The organism is Rhodococcus sp. NPDC057297 (genome assembly GCF_042667435.1).
In the GTDB taxonomy this organism is placed as follows: Bacteria; Actinomycetota; Actinomycetes; order Mycobacteriales; family Mycobacteriaceae; genus Rhodococcoides.
The window spans coordinates 215,253-234,588 of sequence record NZ_JBHUZE010000007.1 but is presented as its reverse complement, the minus strand read 5'-3'; the positions used below and the strand labels follow the sequence as shown (position 1 = coordinate 234,588).

Genomic DNA, 19,336 nt, shown 5'->3' with positions numbered 1-19,336 from the left:
GAGGTGAACTCTAGTTCCAGCCGTACGACCGGGTAGAGTTCCACCGTGCGAACGAGTCGGTTGGACGGCTGCGGCACGGGGAACTGGCGGAGCGATTCCGCCAAGCTTCGAGCCGAGGAAAGTCCGGACTCCACAGAGCAGGGCGGTTGCTAACGGCAACCCGAGGTGACTCGCGGGACAGTGCCACAGAAAACAGACCGCCCGCGCTCGCGCTGTCTTCGGACAGCGCGACGCGGGTCAGGGTGAAACGGTGCGGTAAGAGCGCACCAGCACCCCAGGTGACTGGGGTGGCTAGGTAAACCCCGCCCGGAGCAAGGTCGAAGGTCGCATTCCCTCGGGAGTGCGACTGCGCAGGTGTTCGAGGGCTGCTCGCCCGAGCCTGCGGGTGGACTGCTCGAGGTACCCGGCGACGGTGTGCCCAGATGGATGGTCGTCGTTCCGTCCCGTTTCGGCGGGCCGGTTCACAGGATCCGGCTTACATGCCGACTCGTTCGCACCTAGGCTTGCACTCATGAGTACAGAAGACGACGCCTGGTACTACGACGTACGCACCAAGACAGTTTCGCAGGGCAAGGAGTCCGGATCACTCGACCGCATGGGCCCGTATCCGGACCGCGCCACCGCCGAACGCGCCATTCAGATCGCAGCCGAGCGCAACAAAGCTGCGGACAAAGCCGACGACGACTGGAACAACTGACGGTGGTCTCGGCGCGACTGTCCGCGACCGCCTTCGACTTCGACCCCATCCGTTCCGAGTTCGACCTGCCCGAGGACTTTTCGGCCGATGCACTCGCCGAGGCCGAGTCCGCCCAGGACAGACACGCGTCCGAGAGGGAAGACCGCACCGACCTTGCCCTGGTGACCATCGATCCGCCCGGTTCGATGGATCTGGATCAGGCGGTGCACGTCGAGAAACTCGCGAGTGGATTCGTCGTGCACTACGCGATCGCCGACGTCGGGGCGATCGTCACGCCTGCGGGCCGGCTCGACACCGAGACTCGTCAGCGCGGACAGACGTTCTACCTTCCCGACGGTTCGGTACCGCTTCACCCTCGGGTTCTGTCGGAAGGCTCGGCCAGTCTGCTGCCGAACGAGATTCGCCCGGCAGCGCTGTGGCGGATCGAACTCGACGAATCCGGTGATGCAGTCGCCTGGACAGTGTCGAGGGCGACGGTGAAGTCCGTCGCCCGCTTCGATTACGAGGGTGTGCAGGCCGACTTCGATGCAGGCTCCCCGCATCCGTCGATCGCCGCGCTGGGCGACTTCGGTCGCCTGCGAGCACAGGCCGCGTTGCGCCGAGGTGCACTGGACATCACCCTGCCGGAGCAGGACGTGGTAGCCGACGGCGCAGGGTGGCGCATCGAATTGCAGCCGCGCACCGCCGTGGATGCGTGGAACGCCGAGGTGTCGTTGTTGACGGGGATGTGCGCCGCGTCGATCATGCTCGACGCCGGAATCGGGCTGCTCCGCACCTTGCCGCCGGCCCCGGAGGACGCCGTCGACTCGTTGAAGAAGACAGCGGAGATGCTCGGAATCGAGTGGCCCGCAGGTGCGTCGGCTGGAGCCGTGCTCGCCGGGCTACCAGGTGACGCGCCTACGACGCTGGCCATGATGACTCGGGCAACGAGTCTGCTGCGAGGCGCGGATTACGTCGCGTTCGACGGGGAAATTCCTGAATCGACCGAGCACGCCGGAATTGCAGCACCCTACGCCCACGTCACGGCGCCGCTTCGCCGTCTGTCGGACAGGTTCGCCACCGAAGTATGCATCGCGGTGGTTGCGGGCACCGACATCCCCGAGTGGGCACGGACTTCGCTCCCCGACCTGCCCGCGATCATGCGCGGATCGGATTCCGTTGCATCCAAAGTGGATCGGGCGTGCATCGACCTGACCGAAGCGCACGTTCTGAACGACCGAGTCGGCGAGGCGTTCTCAGCTCTGGTTCTGCGTGGATCGGAAGGAAAGAAGACCGCCGAGGTGTTCGTGGCCGACCCGATCGTCATCGGCAGGTGCGTGGGGGATCCGCCGGAAGGGCAAGCGGTGTCGGTGACGTTGACCGTCGCCGACACCGCCTCCCGCCGTGTCGAATTCGCTTACGAGGCGGACGGCGGCACGGCGCCGGGTGACGCTGTCGAGGCGAAACGGTCGGTCGCCTCGACGAGGTGATGGATGATGCCGGGCTCGGACGCGGAGTGCCCGGCGTCGTCCACGATCGTTAATTCCGCATCCGGCCACGCCCGGTGAAGGGCCCAGGCACTCGTGGCCGGGCACACCACGTCGTACCGGCCTTGGACGATGACTCCGGGGATGCCGGCGAGTAGATGCGCGTCCTCCAGCAACTGGTTCTCCCGCAGGAATCCGTCGTTGCGGAAGTAATGGTTCTCGATCCCTGCGAAGGCCAGTGCGAAACGCGGATCCTCGTTGGACGCGATCTGCTCCGGACGGGGAAGGAGATAGCTCGTCGCGGCCTCCCACGAGGACCAGGCGATGGCCGCCGCGGTGGCGACGTCGCGGTCGTCGGAATTCAGCAGCCGGTGGTACACCTCCACCAGATCCGAGTGTCGTTCCGCTTCCGGAACCGGTGCCAGGAATTTCTCCCACTGTTCGGGGAAGAGATGACCCGCTCCGCCGTTGTAGTACCAGTCGATCTCACTGCGACGGAGCAGGAAGATGCCGCGCAGGATCAGACCGGTGACCCGGTCGCGGTGGGTCTGTGCGTAGACGAGGGACAGCGTCGAACCCCACGAACCACCGAACACGAGCCAGGTGTCGACGCCGAGATGAGTCCGCAACTTCTCGATGTCGCCGACAAGCTTTCCAGTCGTGTTCACCGCCCAGTCGACACTCGTGTCCCACCCCTTGGTCGTTCCGCCGGCTCCACTCCTGTCCGCGATATGGGGTCGGGACTTGCCACAGCCACGCTGGTCGAACAGCACGATTCGATACTGTTCGGGATCGAAGTAGCGACGCTGCGCCGGTCCGGTTCCACCGCCGGGCCCTCCGTGGACGAACAGGACGGGGAGTCCGTCCGGATTACCGCTGGTCTCCCAGTAGATCTGTTGGCCGTCACCGACGTCGAGGTGGCCACTGGCGTAGGGCTCGATGGCCGGGTAGAGATCACGCGCCACGTCAGAAGCCCACCAGTCCCGATGCCAAGTCGGGGATGTCGAGTGATCGCAGGGCTTCGTCACGGACGTCGGAGCAGTTGTCGATGGTGATGTCGTCGATGATCGAGCGGTTCTGCACCACCTGCAGATTGATGACTCCGCTCTGCGCCGCCCATGTCTGCACGACGATGTTGAGCCCACCGCGGCCGAGCGTCGGCCCCTGGATTCTCCATTCCTGCAGCTGCTCGCCGAGATCGGTGCAGAGCTGCTGCTTCTGCTGGTCGGTGATCGTGTCACCGGCAGCAGCCGCATCGGTGGTGGTGGTGACCGGGGCCGTGGTCGTGGAGGTCAGCGACGCCGACGATCCGGTGTTGGCGGAGTCGGTGCCGCACGCTGCCAGACCGACGACGGCAGCCGCCCCCAGGACGGCGGCGGCTGCACGGCGAGAACTACGAAGACCAGGTTTCATGGCACCGAGTGTGCCACCTGCAGGTGACCGATCAGTAGCTGTGCTCGGGTCCGGGGAAGACTCCGCCGCGAACCTCGGCGAGATACGTCGCAGCTGCGGTCCGCAGTTCGTCTCCCACGTTGCCGAATTTCTTGACGAACTTGGCGGTCTTGCCGTTGGTGTAGCCCGCCATGTCCTGCCAGACCAGCACCTGGGCGTCGGTTTCGTTGCCCGCACCGATGCCGATGGTCGGGATGGTGAGCTTGCGAGTCACCTGGCCTGCGATGTCGGCGGGCACCATCTCCATGACGACGGAGAACGCTCCCGCCTCCTGGACGGCAATGGCGTCGGCGACGAGCTGCTCGGAGCCGTCACCGCGACCCTGAACGCGGAAGCCGCCGAGGCCGTTCACGCTCTGCGGTGTGAAGCCGATGTGCGCCATGACCGGGATACCGGCCGCGGAGATCGCGGCGATCTGATCTGCGACACGTTCGCCACCCTCGAGCTTCACGGCGTGCGCGAGGCCTTCCTTCATGAACCGGGTGGCCGTCGCGAGCGCCTGCTGAGGCGAGGACTCGTAGGTGCCGAACGGGAGGTCGGCGACGACGAGTGCGTTGGGAGCCCCGCGGACGACGCCGCGAACCAGAGGCAGCAGTTCGTCGATGGTGATCGGCACCGTCGTGTCGTAGCCGTAGACGACATTCGCTGCCGAGTCGCCGACGAGGAGGACCGGGATGCCCGCTTCCTCGAAGATGCGGGCGCTCGAGTAGTCGTACGCGGTGAGCATGGCCCACCGCTCGCCGTCGGCCTTCATCTGCAGCAGGTGATGGGTGCGGGTCTTGCGGGTCAAACCGGAGACGGACGCATCGGACGAGCCGTACACAGAATCGTTGGACATCTTTGTCCCTTTCGGTTCCTCGAGGCCCGCTGTGCGGGTCCCCGGGATGGGGTTGATGACGACATCAGTCTGCCACCGGCACGACCGACGCCGAAGCGCACCCGGACGTGCAATTCGTCACACTCTGCGTCGGCCGTCGGTGATCGGCATACGTCGATCCCGCCCGAACGCCTTCGACGTCACCTTGGTGCCGATCGGATACTGCCTGCGTTTGTATTCGGCCGCGTCGACTTTGGCTACGACGTCCGCGACCTCCGCGGGGTCGAAGCCTGCCGCCACGATGTCGTCCTCACCCTGATCGCAGTCGACGTAGCGGAACAGGATCGCGTCGAGCCGGTCGTAATCCGGGAGCGAATCGGAGTCGAGTTGATCCGGGCGCAACTCTGCAGACGGAGGCTTGTCGATGCTCGCCTCCGGAATCGGGGGCACCTCGCCACGTCCGGCCGCTGCGTCGTTGCGCCACCGCGCCAGCTCCCACACCATGGATTTCGGTACGTCCTTGATGGGGGCGAACCCGCCGACGGCGTCGCCGTAGATGGTCGAATAACCAACGGCCAGTTCGGATTTGTTGCCGGTGGCGAGAATCAGATGTCCCGCCGAGTTGGAGAGCGCCATCAGAACTATGCCGCGGCAGCGCGCCTGAACGTTCTCCTCCGCGATGCCGGAAAGGCCGAGCTGATCCGTCACCGACCGCACCATGTCGACGACGGACTCGATTCCGAAATTAAGCCCGGTGCGCGACGCAAGATCGTTCGCGTCCGCAAGCGAGTGATCCGAGGAGTATTGCGACGGCATCGCGACGCCGTGCACGGACTCCGCTCCGAGAGCGTCGACGGCGATCGCCGCGACCACAGCGGAATCGATGCCACCGGACAGGCCCAGCGCCACCGAGGCGAACCCGTTTTTGTGGACGTAATCGCGCAACCCGGTGACGAGTGCCGCCCACGTCGACGCCAGGTCGTCGAGCGGTTCTGCCACCGATCGAGGTAGCCGATCCCAGCCGCGGACGAGGAGATCCGGCACGGTGTTCCGGTCGATGGACCACCCCGGCGGTGGGCCGCCGTCGGGACGCCGCGCGTCGGAGACGTCGAGGTCCACGCACAGCAGGTGCTCGGTGAACGCAGGGGCGAGACCGAGGATGGTTCCATCGGCGGCGACGACCATGCTGCCGCCGTCGAACACGAGCTCGTCCTGACCCCCGACCAGGTTGGCGTAGACGACAGGTACCTCAGCCTCGGCTGCCCGCCGCTGGACCACCGAGAGGCGGACCTCCGCCTTGCCGCGCTCGAACGGACTCGCATTCAGGCACAGCAGCACGTCGACTCCGGCCGCGGCGTACGCGGGAACCGGCCCGCCGGGCTGCCAGATGTCCTCACAGACAACGATTCCCAGGCGAACATCGTTCACCTCGGTGATGCTCAACCGCGTTCCGGGGGCGAAGTATCGGAGCTCGTCGAAGACGCGGTAGGTGGGAAGCGCGTGCTTGTCGTACCGCGACACGACGTCGCCACGGAAGAGAACGGCGGCGCTGTTCCTCGATCCCACCGCGTCGCGGTCGAGGTACCCGACGACGGCGACGACGTCACCGCATCCGGCTCGGTCGAGTGCTTCGGCGAGGTCGTGCAGAGCGTCGCGCGACGCGTGCGCGAAATCCGGTCGAAGCGCGAGGTCCTCCACCGGATAACCGGTCAGGGCCATCTCCGGAAACACCACGACCTGGGCGCATTCCTGCGCGGCGCGCGAAGTCCAGTCGACAATCAGTTCGGAATTCGCGGTGAGGTCACCGACTGTCGGGTTGATCTGGGCAAGGGCTGTTCGCAGTGCCTGCACGACTGGAAACACTAGTGCCGCAGACTGCACCTCGCCCGCTCTGGCACGATTTCACCTCATGAGCGTCTCCTCGGATCCGACAGCACGTACCCGCCACGGACGGCGTCACGGACGAACGGTGGCCACAGCCCTCGGTGCTGTCGCGGTGACGGTGGCTGCCGGCTGCGGGAGCGCCGAAGTCGAATCGGGCACGCCGCAGCCGGAGAACACGGCGTCGCCAGGTGCGGGCGTGATTCCAGCGGGTCTCGAGCGGTACTACACGCAGGAACTCGACTGGGGATCGTGCGACGACTACAACACCGACGGAACCGTGCTCGGCAGTTCCGTCGAGTGCGCCCGTGTGACCGTTCCGCTCGACTACCAGGTTCCGGACGGTCCGACAGCGCAGGTCGCGGTGTCCCGCGTGCAGGCGTCGGGGGAGCGCACCGGATCCATACTGTTCAACCCGGGCGGGCCCGGGTCGTCCGGGTTGTACCTCGCCACCCAGGCCGAGGACACCGCACTCGCGGAGAACTTCGACCGAATCGGCTTCGACCCCCGCGGGATCGGCGCGTCGACGCCCGCAGTTCGGTGCCTCACCGCGGAGGAAACGGACCTCGAACGCGCCGAGCCGGATGTCGACGTCTCGCCCGAGGGCATCGCCGCAGTGGAGAACGATCATCGCGAGTACGCCGCGAAGTGCGTCGAACGAACCGGTGCCGACGTACTCGAACACGTCGGGACCCGTGAGGTCGTGCAGGACATGGACGTCATCCGATCGGTTCTGGGCGACGAGAAGCTCACCTACCTCGGTTATTCGTACGGAACGCGGATCGGCGCCGCCTACGCGGAAGCGTTCCCGGACAGAGTCCGCGCCATGGTTCTCGACGGTGCACTCGATCCCGAGCAGAGCCCCGTCGACGAGGCCGTCGAGCAAGGAGCTGCGTTCCAAGGTGCCTTCGACGCGTTCGCCGAAGACTGCGCACAGAGCGAGGCGTGCCCTCTCGGGTCGGACCCGGCCGCCGCGGACCGGACGTTCCGGGAGCTCGTCGACCCACTGATCCAGACGCCCGCCGCTACCACGGATCCGCGCGGACTCAGTTACGACGACGCGATCACCGGAACGCAGCAAGCCCTGTACTCGCAGAGCCTCTGGCGCATCCTGCGTGGGGGACTGACCGAACTCCGGGAGGGCAGGGGAGACACGCTGCTCCGCCTGGCAGACACCTACAGCGGCCGTCTCGACGACGGTACCTACTCCAATCTGGACGACGCGTTCAACGCCATCCGCTGCGTCGACGATCCGCCGACCACCGACCGCGCCGAGGCCGGAGAAGCCGACCGACGGTATCGGGAAGCTGCTCCGTTCCTCGACGACGGACGCGGAACCGGAAACGCACCGCTCGATGTCTGCGCGTTCTGGCCCGTCCCCAACACCAGCACTCCCTACACGATCTCGGCCGAGGGACTTCCGAAACTGGTCGTGATCTCGACGACCTTCGACCCGGCGACGCCGTACCAGGCAGGCGTCGAACTTGCTCGTCAATTGGACGCAGACCTGATCACGTTCGACGGGGCGCAGCACACCGTCGCGTTCTCCGGTGAGAACTGCGTCGACGAACCGGTGATCGACTACCTCGTCGATCTGACCCCGCCAGGTAACGATTTGGTGTGCTGACGGAATCTCACCAGTGTCCTTTCCCAGGTGAGAGCTATACGCAGTGAGACCGAATTCACGATGTAACACAGATTTAACGCGGTTTGCTTAGTCTCGCGGACATGGATCGCCAAAAGGAATTCGTGCTCCGGACACTGGAGGAGCGGGACATCCGTTTCGTCCGCCTGTGGTTCACCGACGTTCTGGGGTACCTGAAATCCGTCGCGATCGCGCCGGCGGAACTCGAGGGCGCGTTCGACGAAGGCATCGGCTTCGACGGCAGCGCCATCGAGGGCTTCGCGCGCGTCTCGGAGGCAGACACCGTCGCCAAGCCGGATCCGTCGACGTTCCAGATCCTGCCGTGGTCCACGAGCAAGGGTCACCAGCACTCCGCGCGCATGTTCTGCGACATCGCGATGCCCGACGGTTCGCCGTCCTGGGCCGATTCGCGCCACGTGTTGCGCCGTCAGCTGAGCAAGGCCGCCGACCTCGGGTTCAGTTGCTACGTGCACCCCGAGATCGAGTTCTTCCTCCTCAAGGACAGCCCAGAGGACGGGTCTCCGCCCACGCCCGCGGACAACGGCGGTTACTTCGACCAGGCAGTGCACGACTCGGCACCGAACTTCCGTCGCCACGCCATCGATGCGCTCGAGTCGATGGGTATCTCCGTCGAGTTCAGCCACCACGAGGCTGCGCCCGGTCAGCAGGAGATCGATCTCCGCTACGCCGACGCACTGTCGATGGCCGACAACATCATGACGTTCCGCTACGTGGTCAAAGAGGTCGCGATCGAAGAGGGCGTCCGCGCGACGTTCATGCCCAAGCCGTTCAGCGACCAGGCCGGCTCGGCGATGCACACTCACATGAGTCTCTTCGAGGGAGACGCCAACGCATTCCACAACCCGGACGATCCGATGCAGTTGTCGGAGACCGGTAAGTCGTTCATCGCAGGCATTCTCGAGCACGCCAACGAGATCAGTGCCGTGACCAACCAGTGGGTCAACTCCTACAAGCGTCTGGTTCGTGGCGGTGAGGCACCGACGGCAGCGTCGTGGGGCCCGGCAAACCGCTCCGCTCTCATTCGTGTCCCGATGTACACGCCCAACAAAGCGTCCTCGCGTCGCGTCGAGATCCGAAGCCCTGATTCGGCGTGCAACCCGTACCTGGCTTTCGCGGTGTTGCTGGCGGCCGGTCTGCGCGGCATCGAGAAGGGCTACACGTTGCCTCCCGAGGCCGAAGAGGACGTGTGGGCGTTGACGTCCGCCGAACGGCGTGCAATGGGCTACAAGGAGCTTCCGGGCAACCTCGATCAGGCCCTCAACGCGATGGAGAACTCGGAGCTCGTCGCCGAGGCTCTCGGCGAGCACGTCTTCGACTTCTTCCTCCGCAACAAGCGTCGTGAGTGGGAGGAATACCGCAGTCATGTCACCCCGTACGAATTGAAGGCGTACCTGGGGTTGTGAATCGGACGGGCGCCCATGGGTTAGGTTTTACCCGTTCGAGGTAGTTTCCCCCGCGGTGAGGTGAATCAGGTGTCACGCCAGAGTCGAGGTGTTCGCTGATGGTGCGTCCACCGACGTCACGTTCGGTTGTTCCCGGCGCAGGACGGCTGGGTCTGGTCGAATCCACCGCGCCCACCGACCTCCGCACGCTCGGGTGGGTGGACGAGGACAGCCTCGAACTGTTGTGGTCGCTCTCCCGGGCAGCCAACGCCGATCTCGCGCTCCGCACCGTCGTCCGGTTGAACGATGCACTCGGTGGCAAGTTCGCCGAGTTGGACTCCGCACTGCGGACGGACAAGGGTCTTCGCGGTCGGCTCTTCGGGCTGGCGGGTGCGTCGAGCGCCCTGGCGGACCACCTCGTCTCCGATCCGCAGTCGTGGCGCCTGCTCGCCTCTCCCGACGGCAAGTCCACCGGTCGGATAGACCTGCCGAGCAAACAGCAGCTCACCGAACAGTTGCTCGCAGCGGTCCAGGCGAGCCCGGAGACCGGGGAACATGCGTCCCCCGAACTGTATCGAGCGTCCATCACCGGACCGGAAGCCGTTGTCGCGCTGAGGAAGACCTACCGTGATCAGGTGATGGTGCTGGCGGCCGCCGACCTGGCCGCCACCGTCGAGAACGAACCGGTTCTGCCGTACCAACTCGTCGGCAACCAACTCTCGGACATGGCCGACGCCGCCCTCACCGCAGCTCTCGCCGTGGCCATCGCCACCGCCTGCCCGGACAAGCCGTGCCCCAGCCGCATCGCCGTCATCGCGATGGGCAAATGCGGTGCCCGGGAACTGAACTACGTCTCCGACGTCGACGTCGTGTTCGTCGCCGAGCCCGCGGATGCAACCGCCAGCCGGATCGCAGGCGAAATGATGCGAATCGGCTCGTCTGCGTTCTTCGAGGTCGACGCCGCGCTGCGCCCCGAGGGCAAACGCGGCGAACTGGTGCGGACACTGGATTCGCACGTCGCCTACTACAAGCGCTGGGCCAAGACGTGGGAGTTCCAGGCGTTGCTCAAGGCACGTCCGATGACCGGAGACATGGAACTCGGGCACAGCTACGTCGACGCGTTGAATCCGATGGTCTGGTTGGCGTCGCAGCGAGAGGACTTCGTTCCCGAGGTGCGGGCGATGCGCCGTCGGGTCGAGGAAATGGTTCCCCCGGAACTGCGCGAACGAGAGATCAAACTCGGCCGCGGCAGCCTTCGCGACGTCGAGTTCGCCGTCCAATTGCTCCAACTCGTGCACGGCCGCACCGACGAGTCTCTGCGGGTGCTGGGGACGACCGACGCACTGACGGCGTTGACCGACGGCGGATACATCGGCCGCGACGATGCGGCCAATCTCACTGCGTCCTACGAGTTCCTGCGTCTCATCGAGCATCGCCTGCAGCTGCAGCGGATGAAGCGGACGCACACCTTACCTCCACCCGACGACGAGGAAGCGTTGCGGTGGCTGGCACGGGCCGCGCACATGCGGCCCGATGGCAATCGAGATGCGCTCGGTGTGTTGGCCGCGGAGATCAAGCGCAACGCGCAGCGGATCCGCAGGCTCCACGCGAAACTGTTCTACCGGCCGTTGCTCGACTCGGTGGTCCGATTCGACTCCGACACAGTGCGGTTGACGCCCGACGCCGCGATTCGGCAGCTCGCAGCGCTCGGATACGCGGCACCGGAAAATGCACTCGGACACCTTCGCGCGCTCGTCGGTGCGGGAGCGCGGCGCGGTCAGATCCAAGCGGTGCTGTTGCCCACGTTGTTGGAGTGGCTCGCCGACACCCCGGACCCGGACGCTGGGTTGCTCAACTATCGTCGACTGTCCGAGGCAGCGAGCGAGCAGACGTGGTTCCTGCGCACTCTGCGTGACGAGGGTGCTGTCGCGCAGCGTCTGATGATCGTGCTCGGTTCGTCCGCGTACGTTCCGGAACTGCTGATCAAGGCGCCCGAAGTCATCCGTCTGTACGCGGACGGTCCCAGCGGACCCCGTCTGCTCGACGCCGAACCCGAGGAGACGTATCGCGCGATCCTGTCGTCGTCGGGACGCTACGAGGACCCGGTCCGTGCAATCAACGCCGCGCGCGCTCTGCGCCGTCACGAACTCGCTCGCGTCGCGTCCGCGGACATCCTCGGCATGCTCGACGTGCCGCAGGTCTGCCGGGCACTGTCGTCGGTGTGGGCAGCAGTCATCAACGCGGCTCTCGCCGCGGCGATTCGATCCAGCGTCGCCGAGCGAGGCGAGCCGGCACCGGCAACGCTCGCGGTCATCGGAATGGGTCGACTCGGCGGCGGCGAGCTCGGTTACGGCAGCGACGCCGACGTGTTGTTCGTGTGCGAGCCCGCCGAAGGCGCCGACGACAGCGCTGCAGTCAAGTGGGCCAACGGCATTGCGGACAAGATTCGTAAGCTGCTCGGTGCGCCGAGCACCGACCCGCCCCTCGAGGTCGACACCGGTCTTCGTCCCGAAGGTCGCAACGGCCCTGTCGTGCGAACACTTGCGTCGTACGAGGCGTACTACGCTCAGTGGGCGCAGGCATGGGAAGTTCAGGCGCTTCTGCGCGCTCATCAGGTAGCGGGCGACGAGGACCTCGGCATCCGGTTCCTGCTGATGGTGGACAAGATTCGCTATCCGGAAGGCGGGGTGTCGCAGGACGCGGTCCGCGAGATCCGACGAATCAAGGCGCGCATCGACTCCGAGCGTCTTCCCAAGGGGGCCGACCCCGCCACGCACACCAAACTTGGCCGCGGCGGGCTCGCCGACATCGAGTGGACCGTGCAGTTGATCCAGCTGCGGCATGCGCATGACGTGAAGTCACTGCACAACACGTCCACGTTGCAAAGCCTGGACGCCATCGGTGCAGCAGAGCTGATGAGCGAGACCGATGTCGAATTACTGCGCGAAGCATGGATTCTCGCGACGAAGGCCCGTAACGCGCTGGTCCTCGTCCGTGGCAAGCCGACCGACCAGTTGCCGCGACCGGGCCATGTTCTCTCCGCGGTGGCCAAGGTCGCCGGCTGGGACAACGGCGACGCCGGGGCCTTCCTCGACAACTACCTGCGGGTGACGCGTCGCGCCAAGGCAGTGGTGGAGCGGACCTTCGGAGCGTGAAGGCCCGCCCGCCCGTCACTGCGCGGTGACGAAACCTTCGGAAACCAACCAGTCGCGCGCGGCGTCGGCGGGCTCGATGCCCTCGACGTCGACCTGCCGGTTGAGTTCGGTCATCACCTGATCGGTCAATTTCTCCGAGATCGGTGCCATGACCTCGGCGACCTGTGGGTGCGCGTCGGCGAAGGCCTTTTTCATCACCAGGGCCGGGTTGTACTTGGGGAAGAACGCTCGATCGTCCTCGAGCAGAACCAGATCGAGGGCGATGATGCGCCCGTCGGTGGTGAACACCTCACCGAATTTGCACTGTGTCCCGTCGGCGGTGGCCTGGTAGATGATGCCGGTCTGCAGGATCTGGCGTGGCGCAGCGCCGGGGTCGAACTCGTACTTCGCGGCCATGCCCGGATATCCGTCCTGACGGACGTTGAATTCGGTTTCGACGCACGTGGTGGCCGCGGCCGGGTCGGTGCGGACCAACTCCGCGTAATCCGACAGGGTGCGGATTCCGGTCTGCTCGGCTGTCTGCCTGTTCATCGCGAGGGCATAAGTGTTGTTCATCGGGGCGGGCACGGCCCACACCATGTCGTTCGCTTCCAGGTCGGCATCGCGGACGGCTTCGTACTGCTGCTGCGAGTCGGGAAGTGGAGTCTCGTTGCCCAGGTAGTTGATCCATCCGGTTCCGGTGTACTCGTACGTCAGGTCGATTTGACCGGCGAGCTGCGCTTCCCGCGTGCTGTTGGACCCTTGGATGTTGGTGAGGTCGCGGACATCGGCGCCTGCCGCGGACAACGCGAATTCGATGATGTAGCCGAGGGTGATCTGTTCGGTGAAGTCCTTGGATCCGACGGTGACTTTGACGCCGTCCAGCTCCGGGACCGGTTCGATACTGCCGGGGCCGACGGCCAGGGGCAGTGCGCCTCCCGATTCGAGGCCGCACCCGGTCACCAGTGCGCCGCACAGGGCTACGGCAACGGCGGTTCTTCTCATGGACGTTGTTCTTCTCATGGACAGTGTTCTCCTCATCGCAGTCCCCGAGGTCCGAGGAACTGCTCCGCCAGCGCGCCCAACCAGTCGATGAACAAGGCGAGCGATACCGCGAGGACGGCGCCGACGACGAGGGTCACGTTGTCGCGCAACTTGTATCCGGTGTCGATGAGAATTCCCAACCCTCCTGCGCTGACGAGGAAACACAGCGTCGCTGTGCCGACCGCCAAGACCAGCGATGTGCGAAGACCGGCCAGAATGTACGGGACAGCCAACGGGAACTCGATTCTGCGCAGCACCGTCATCGGCGACATGCCTTGGCCACGACCGGCGTCGATCAACGTCCGGTCCACTTCTTGATAACCCAGAATCGTGTTGCGCAGCACCGGAAGCAACGAATAGAAGGCGATGGGGAGCACACCGATCCAGAATCCGGTCTGTCGCGTGGCGAGATAGAACAGGACGAGCAGGCCGATGGCAGGAGCGGCGGCACCGATATTGGCGATGCCGACGAAGAACGGGGCAAGTTTGGTGTACCCCGGTCGCGTGAGCACCGTGCCCAACGGAACTGCCAACGCAACGACGATGACGACCACAGCCGCCGTGATCAGGATGTGCTGCCACGTCAAGGTGAGAATGTTCGAGACGCTGATGCTGCCCTGCTGCGTTGCGGTGAGATCACGACTGAAAGCCCAGATCAGGACGCCTGCGACCAGAACCACGACGAGCGCCGGTTGCACCAGTAGCCGAATGCGCTCGGCGCGTTTGGATGCGCCGCGCTCCGAGGCCCCCTCGTCGGGTTCCGTTTCCATGTCCGGCGCCTCGGGCGTGGACGTCGTCCGTTCTGCCGTGGTCATGACTGGCTGACCTGGTCTTCCTGGTCGTCGTGATCGTGCTCGTGCGCTTCGCGCATCTTCTGCAGATGACCGACGAGCGTGTCGATGGAGATCAGACCGACGTATTCACCGCGTGGGCCGGTGACGACCGTGGACGCCGTGCTCTCGGCGAGCAGCGCTTCCAGTCCGTCCTGCAACGTCGACTGTATGGAGACGAGCTCGCCGATCGGAACGCCGACGCCGCGCAGCGACGATGCCGTGGCCAGATGACCGGGGGAGACCCACCGAAGCGGGCGATTCCGGTCGTCGAGAATCAAGCCCCACTGCCACTTTCGCGAGGAAATCTTGGCGCGTATGTCGTCGACGGGATCGGATTCCCTGGCCGTCGGGCACTGCAGCAAGCGAACGTCACGAATCCTGGTCAGCGTCAGCTGTTTCAGGGAAGCATCCGCACCGACGAACCCGGCGACCGTGTCGTTCGCAGGGTTGGCGAGAATGGCCTCTGGCGTGTCGTACTGCATGATCGACGACTGGTTGCCGAGTACCGCGATCCGGTCTCCGAGTTTGACCGCCTCGTTGAAGTCGTGCGTGACGAACACGATGGTCTTGCCCAATTCGCTCTGCAGACGCATCAACTCGTCCTGCAGCAGACCGCGGGTGATGGGGTCGACCGCTCCGAACGGTTCGTCCATGAGCAGTACCGGGGGGTCGGCGGCCAACGCGCGAGCGACCCCGACACGTTGCTGCTGGCCACCGGACAACTGCCGCGGGTACCTGTTTCGGTACGTGTCCGGGTCGAGCCCCACGAGGTCCAGCATCTCGTCGGTGCGCTGGGAGATGCGCTTCTTGTCCCAGCCGATCAGACCGGGGACTGTCGCGACGTTCTTCGCGATGGTCATGTGTGGAAAGAGACCGGCCTGCTGGATCGAATAGCCGATTCCGCGTCGCAGTTCGTCGGCGTCGATGCTCAAGGCGTCCTTGCCGTCGATGGTGATGGTTCCCGACGACGGCTCGATCAGCCGGTTGATCATCCTCATGGTCGTCGTCTTCCCGCATCCCGACGGACCGACGAACACGACGGTCTCACCGGCGGGAACCGTCAGGGACACGTTGTCGACGGCGGCTGTGTCCTGACCCGGGTACCGCTTGCTGACCGAGTCGAGCACGATGTCGACTCCCGAGACGTGCTGATTGGTTGAGTTAGACACGAAGACCCCTAGAGGTGGTGAGCTTGCCGACCAGGACGAGAATGCCGTCGAGGATCAGAGCAAGGATGACGATCAGGACTGTTCCGACCAGTGCTTGCGGGACCGCGTTGGGGCTGCCGACGCGCGAGAGTCCGGAGAAGATGAGGTTTCCCAGCCCCGGGCCCTTCGCGTACGCGGCGATCGCGAGGATGCCGAAGATCATCTGGGTGCTCACGCGCATACCCGCGAGAATCGACGGCCAGGCCAGTGGCATCTCGATTCGTGCCAGAACGCGCCCACGGTTCAATCCGACGCCCTTGGCGGCGTCGGTGACCGCCGGATCCACCGAAGCGAGCCCGATGATGGTGTTCCTGATGATGGGAAGCAGCGCGTACAACACGAGCGCGGTGATCGTCGGCGCGACGCCGAGGCCCAGAATGGGAATCAACAGGCCCAGGAGGGCGAACGAAGGAATGGTGAGCACGGTGCTCGCCAGTGCTGTGGCGATGGCGGAGCCTGCAGGGGAGCGGTAGACGAGCACACCGATCGCGACCGCAAGAATCGTTGCGATGACGATGGATTGCACCACCGCCGAGACATGTAAGTACGAGTCGGTCAGCAACTGTTGCCGTCTGACCGATACGAAATTCCAGAGCGTGTCCATTGTGGTGCTGCCACCCTCTTTTCCCGTTCACCGACAGTCGGGGGCTTCGCCCCCAACCTCCCCCGGAAGCCTTGACGGACAATCCGACCCATCGAGAATGGCTTGACGAGCGTGATGGCAAACCTTTTTTCAGAAAGTCGTTACCTTCCGTACACACGAAACCGCCCGTCCTGCGTGAAGGCAGGACGGGCGGTTCGGTGTTCGAGACTAGCGCTTACACGCAGATCACACGTCGTAGTAGAGCTGGAACTCGTACGGGTGCGGGCGCAGGTTGACCGGAGCGATTTCCTGCTCGCGCTTCAGCGAGATCCAGGTCTCGATGAGGTCGGTGGTGAAGACGCCACCCTCGGTCAGGTACTCGTGATCGGACTCGAGGCGATCGATGACGGCGTTCAGCGACGTCGGAGCCTGAGGAATGTTCTTGGCCTCCTCGGGCGGCAACTCGTAGAGATCCTTGTCGACGGGAGCGAGCGGCTCGATCTTGTTCTTGATTCCGTCGAGACCGGCCATCATCTGCGCGGCGAAGTTGAGGTACGGGTTGCCCGAGCTGTCCGGTGCACGGAACTCGAGGCGCTTGGCCTTCGGGTTGTTGCCCGTGATCGGGATACGCACGGCGGCGGAGCGGTTGCGCTGGCTGTACACGAGGTTGATGGGAGCCTCGTAACCCGGCACCAGGCGGTGGTAGGAGTTGATCGTCGGGTTGGTGAAGGCCAGCAGCGACGGCGCGTGGTGCAGGATGCCGCCGATGTAGTGGCGAGCCAGGTCCGACAGTCCGGCGTATCCGGCCTCGTCGTGGAACAGCGGCTTGCCGTCCTTCCACAGCGACTGGTGAACGTGCATGCCTGAGCCGTTGTCACCGAAGAGAGGCTTCGGCATGAACGTCGCCGACTTGCCGTGCTTCCAGGCGGTGTTCTTCACGATGTACTTGAACAGCTGCAGGTCGTCTGCGGCTGCGAGCAACGTGTTGAACTTGTAGTTGATCTCGGCCTGGCCGCCGGTGCCGACCTCGTGGTGACCGCGCTCGAGTTCGAAGCCTGCGTTCTGCAGGTTGGTCGAGATCTCGTCGCGCAGGTCGACGTAGTGGTCGTACGGTGCAACGGGGAAGTATCCGCCCTTGGGGCGAACCTTGTAGCCGAGGTTGGGGCTGCCGTCGGCGTTGGCCTCGACACCGGTGTTCCAGGAGCCCGACACCGAATCGAGCTCGTAGAACGCACCATTGATGCCGGAGTCGTAGCGAACCGAGTCGAAGATGTAGAACTCGGCCTCGGCGCCGAAGTAGGCGGTGTCGGCGATGCCGGTGGAGACCAAGTACTCCTCGGCCTTGCGAGCAACGTTGCGTGGGTCGCGGCTGTAGCTCTCACGCGTGAACGGATCGTGCACGAAGAAGTCGATGTTCAGAGTCTTCGCAGCGCGGAACGGATCGACCTGCGCGGTCGTCACGTCGGGGAGAAGCATCATGTCCGACTCGTGGATGGACTGGAAGCCGCGGACGGACGAACCGTCGAAGGCCAGTCCGTCTTCGAAGACATCCTTGTTGAACGCCGACGCCGGGATGGAGAAGTGCTGCTGGGTGCCGGGGAGATCCGTGAAACGGATGTCCACGTACTCGATGTTCTCGTCGGCGATGAACTTGATGACCTCTTCGGCCGTGGTGAACGCCACGCTTTTACTCCTTTGTCGAATTCCGTCGACCTGCACGTTATGGACCTGGTGTTGCCCACCAGTCAAGGCTGTGTTTCGCCCGTGTTACACGTCGTGCTCTTCGCATGTAACCGTGAGGCACGACGCACCGCGTCGCGCTCTTCCGAACACACTACGGTGACGATGTCCGAGTCGGTGCCGCGCGGCGCCTATCCTGGAGTGCATGGCACGAATGACAGGTTCCTGGTTGTCCGGCCCGAACGCGGCGATGCCCGACGACGGAACCGAACAGAACTTCCCCGGGGAACGCCTCGGTCTTCCGCAGGACGGACCCGGTGCGGTAGCGGGACTCGGTCGACGTACTCTCGCGCTCCTGGTCGACTGGTTGATGTCGATGGGCATTTCCGCACTGATCATCAGCGTCACCGGTATCGGACAGTCGATGTCCACCATCACGCTTCTGGTGTGGTTCGTCCTCGGTGTTGCATCCGTCAGCATCTTCTCGTTCACACCGGGACAGCTGATCGTCGGGATTCAGGTGGCCCGCGTCGATGCCCCTGCTCGAGTCGGGTTCGTCCGAGCACTCGTGCGCACGTTCTTTCTCCTGTTCGTGTTCCCGGCCATCATCTCCGACCACGACGGCCGGGGCATGCATGATCGCGCCACAGGAACGGCAATGCTGCGCGGTCGGTGACCGCGCAGCATCGTCTCGGAGAAGTCTTTCGGTTGTCAGCGGCGCTTGATGGTGCGCTGCACGCCCTTCATTTTCGCTCCGCCGGGAATCGGGCCCTTCGGCATCGCCGGTCCGCCCTTCGTTCCCAGCGCCGACAGGCGCGATTCGATGGTGTCCATTCGCTTGCTGTCGATGTTGTTGGGAAGCTTCGCCAAGTACTTCTGCAGACCCGACAGCGGAATCTGATTGTCTCCGTTGCCGATGACGATGTCGTAGATCGGGGTGTCACCGACGAGGCGTGCAGTCTTCTTCTTCTCCTGAGCAAGAAGTGACTTCACGCGCTGAGGTGCACCCTCGGCGACGAGGATGACACCCGGCTTGCCGATCACCCGGTGGACAGCGTCCAACTGGGTGGTTCCGGCGATCGCGTTGGTGACGCGCCACGAGCCACGAAGGTTGTCGAGCGCCCAGGCAGCCGCACCGGCCTGGCCGTCGGCCTTCTTGTACACCGACTTCTGCACACGACGTCCGAAGATGATGAACGCGGCGAGCACGCCCAGGAGCAGACCGAACGGCAGCAGGAACCATTCGATACCGATGATCAAACCGATCAAGAACGCGATGACCGTGATTCCCACGATCGCGCCGATCATCAGCGGAAGAAGAGCCTTGTCTTCCTTCCGCTGCATCTGGAACGCCTGCCACAGCTGACTGCGACGTTCTTTCGACGCCTGCTTCCGAGCGGCCTTCGCTGCTGCTTTCGCTTCTTTGCTGGGCTTACCTGCTTTGCCCGCTTTACTGCCGTTCGCCATGCTTCACAGGATACGTCCCGACTTCC

At 64.7% G+C, this 19,336-nt stretch carries 16 protein-coding genes and 1 other RNA gene; 7 read left to right on the top strand and 10 right to left on the bottom strand.

Translation table 11 applies throughout. The features are described from left to right. Positions 1-52 precede the first annotated feature (52 nt). The 3 genes from rnpB to ACFULT_RS20355 all read left to right on the top strand — a co-directional run bounded on the left by rnpB (position 53) and on the right by ACFULT_RS20355 (position 2,166). Positions 53-494, top strand: an RNA gene (gene rnpB, locus ACFULT_RS20365) — RNase P RNA component class A. Between the two features lie 17 nt (positions 495-511). Then, a complete protein-coding gene (locus ACFULT_RS20360) occupies positions 512-697 on the top strand; it encodes a hypothetical protein (protein ID WP_037109243.1) in 186 nt (61 codons plus the stop codon). 2 nt (positions 698-699) lie between these two features. After that, positions 700-2,166 carry an RNB domain-containing ribonuclease gene (locus ACFULT_RS20355; protein ID WP_378482248.1) on the top strand — a complete coding sequence of 489 codons (1,467 nt, stop codon included), beginning with the start codon at positions 700-702 and terminating at the stop codon, positions 2,164-2,166. On the opposite strand, the gene pip is transcribed toward ACFULT_RS20355, so the two are convergent. The 4 genes from pip to ACFULT_RS20335 all read right to left on the bottom strand — a co-directional run bounded on the left by pip (position 2,094) and on the right by ACFULT_RS20335 (position 6,283). Next, on the bottom strand, positions 2,094-3,128 hold the full coding sequence (gene pip / locus ACFULT_RS20350; protein WP_378482247.1) for a prolyl aminopeptidase: 1,035 nt from the start codon (positions 3,126-3,128) through the stop codon (positions 2,094-2,096). The two genes, ACFULT_RS20355 and pip, sit on opposite strands and share 73 nt — an antisense overlap. 1 nt (position 3,129) lies before the next feature. Next, complete coding sequence (locus ACFULT_RS20345; RefSeq protein ID WP_037109235.1) at positions 3,130-3,576, bottom strand: hypothetical protein; 447 nt, start codon at positions 3,574-3,576, stop codon at positions 3,130-3,132. 31 nt (positions 3,577-3,607) lie between these two features. After that, positions 3,608-4,453: a 3-methyl-2-oxobutanoate hydroxymethyltransferase gene (gene panB / locus ACFULT_RS20340; protein ID WP_019666000.1), complete on the bottom strand. Its 846-nt coding sequence runs from the start codon at positions 4,451-4,453 to the stop codon at positions 3,608-3,610. A 117-nt stretch (positions 4,454-4,570) separates the two neighbouring features. Beyond that, positions 4,571-6,283, bottom strand: a complete 1,713-nt coding sequence (locus ACFULT_RS20335) for an NAD+ synthase (protein WP_378482246.1) — start codon at positions 6,281-6,283, stop codon at positions 4,571-4,573. A 58-nt stretch (positions 6,284-6,341) separates the two neighbouring features. On the opposite strand from ACFULT_RS20335, the gene ACFULT_RS20330 reads away from it, so the two are divergent. The 3 genes from ACFULT_RS20330 to ACFULT_RS20320 all read left to right on the top strand — a co-directional run bounded on the left by ACFULT_RS20330 (position 6,342) and on the right by ACFULT_RS20320 (position 12,516). Next, complete coding sequence (locus ACFULT_RS20330) at positions 6,342-7,940, top strand: alpha/beta hydrolase (protein ID WP_378482245.1); 1,599 nt, start codon at positions 6,342-6,344, stop codon at positions 7,938-7,940. A 101-nt stretch (positions 7,941-8,041) separates the two neighbouring features. Continuing rightward, complete coding sequence (gene glnA, locus ACFULT_RS20325; protein ID WP_019665997.1) at positions 8,042-9,382, top strand: type I glutamate--ammonia ligase; 1,341 nt, start codon at positions 8,042-8,044, stop codon at positions 9,380-9,382. Positions 9,383-9,480: 98 nt separating this feature from the next. Continuing rightward, a complete protein-coding gene (locus ACFULT_RS20320; protein ID WP_378482244.1) occupies positions 9,481-12,516 on the top strand; it encodes a bifunctional [glutamine synthetase] adenylyltransferase/[glutamine synthetase]-adenylyl-L-tyrosine phosphorylase in 3,036 nt (1,011 codons plus the stop codon). 15 nt (positions 12,517-12,531) lie between these two features. On the opposite strand, the gene ACFULT_RS20315 is transcribed toward ACFULT_RS20320, so the two are convergent. From ACFULT_RS20315 to glnA (ACFULT_RS20295), 5 genes are all read right to left on the bottom strand, one after another. Then, positions 12,532-13,500 (bottom strand): glycine betaine ABC transporter substrate-binding protein, encoded by a 969-nt coding sequence (locus tag ACFULT_RS20315; protein ID WP_037109224.1) that lies wholly within the window; start codon positions 13,498-13,500, stop codon positions 12,532-12,534. Positions 13,501-13,532: 32 nt separating this feature from the next. Continuing rightward, on the bottom strand, positions 13,533-14,309 hold the full coding sequence (locus ACFULT_RS20310) for an ABC transporter permease (RefSeq protein WP_051104930.1): 777 nt from the start codon (positions 14,307-14,309) through the stop codon (positions 13,533-13,535). Between the two features lie 41 nt (positions 14,310-14,350). After that, on the bottom strand, positions 14,351-15,541 hold the full coding sequence (locus tag ACFULT_RS20305; RefSeq protein WP_094721440.1) for an ABC transporter ATP-binding protein: 1,191 nt from the start codon (positions 15,539-15,541) through the stop codon (positions 14,351-14,353). Continuing rightward, the gene (locus ACFULT_RS20300) at positions 15,534-16,184 is read right to left on the bottom strand and encodes an ABC transporter permease (protein WP_019665992.1); all 651 of its coding nucleotides are present in this window, start codon (positions 16,182-16,184) and stop codon (positions 15,534-15,536) included. The genes ACFULT_RS20305 and ACFULT_RS20300 overlap by 8 nt, the downstream gene beginning before the upstream one ends. Before the next feature lie 225 nt (positions 16,185-16,409). Further along, positions 16,410-17,846: a type I glutamate--ammonia ligase gene (gene glnA / locus ACFULT_RS20295; RefSeq protein WP_019665991.1), complete on the bottom strand. Its 1,437-nt coding sequence runs from the start codon at positions 17,844-17,846 to the stop codon at positions 16,410-16,412. 202 nt (positions 17,847-18,048) lie between these two features. On the opposite strand from glnA (ACFULT_RS20295), the gene ACFULT_RS20290 reads away from it, so the two are divergent. Further along, entirely contained in the window at positions 18,049-18,519 is a 471-nt protein-coding gene (locus tag ACFULT_RS20290; protein WP_378482243.1) for an RDD family protein, read from the top strand. A 35-nt stretch (positions 18,520-18,554) separates the two neighbouring features. On the opposite strand, the gene ACFULT_RS20285 is transcribed toward ACFULT_RS20290, so the two are convergent. Next, positions 18,555-19,310: a DUF4191 domain-containing protein gene (locus ACFULT_RS20285; RefSeq protein WP_019665989.1), complete on the bottom strand. Its 756-nt coding sequence runs from the start codon at positions 19,308-19,310 to the stop codon at positions 18,555-18,557. Positions 19,311-19,336: the final 26 nt, after the last annotated feature.

What these genes read in the sequence shown, in the direction of transcription:
- ACFULT_RS20360 (WP_037109243.1), top strand. Translation starts at nt 512, where the DNA reads ATGAGTACAGAAGACGACGCCTGGTACTACGACGTACGCACCAAGACA.
- panB (WP_019666000.1), bottom strand. Translation starts at nt 4,453, where the DNA reads ATGTCCAACGATTCTGTGTACGGCTCGTCCGATGCGTCCGTCTCCGGT.
- ACFULT_RS20345 (WP_037109235.1), bottom strand. Translation starts at nt 3,576, where the DNA reads ATGAAACCTGGTCTTCGTAGTTCTCGCCGTGCAGCCGCCGCCGTCCTG.
- ACFULT_RS20330 (WP_378482245.1), top strand. Translation starts at nt 6,342, where the DNA reads ATGAGCGTCTCCTCGGATCCGACAGCACGTACCCGCCACGGACGGCGT.
- ACFULT_RS20290 (WP_378482243.1), top strand. Translation starts at nt 18,049, where the DNA reads ATGGCACGAATGACAGGTTCCTGGTTGTCCGGCCCGAACGCGGCGATG.
- ACFULT_RS20285 (WP_019665989.1), bottom strand. Translation starts at nt 19,310, where the DNA reads ATGGCGAACGGCAGTAAAGCGGGCAAAGCAGGTAAGCCCAGCAAAGAA.
- ACFULT_RS20310 (WP_051104930.1), bottom strand. Translation starts at nt 14,309, where the DNA reads ATGGAAACGGAACCCGACGAGGGGGCCTCGGAGCGCGGCGCATCCAAA.
- ACFULT_RS20300 (WP_019665992.1), bottom strand. Translation starts at nt 16,184, where the DNA reads ATGGACACGCTCTGGAATTTCGTATCGGTCAGACGGCAACAGTTGCTG.
- ACFULT_RS20320 (WP_378482244.1), top strand. Translation starts at nt 9,481, where the DNA reads ATGGTGCGTCCACCGACGTCACGTTCGGTTGTTCCCGGCGCAGGACGG.
- glnA (WP_019665997.1), top strand. Translation starts at nt 8,042, where the DNA reads ATGGATCGCCAAAAGGAATTCGTGCTCCGGACACTGGAGGAGCGGGAC.
- ACFULT_RS20315 (WP_037109224.1), bottom strand. Translation starts at nt 13,500, where the DNA reads ATGAGAAGAACCGCCGTTGCCGTAGCCCTGTGCGGCGCACTGGTGACC.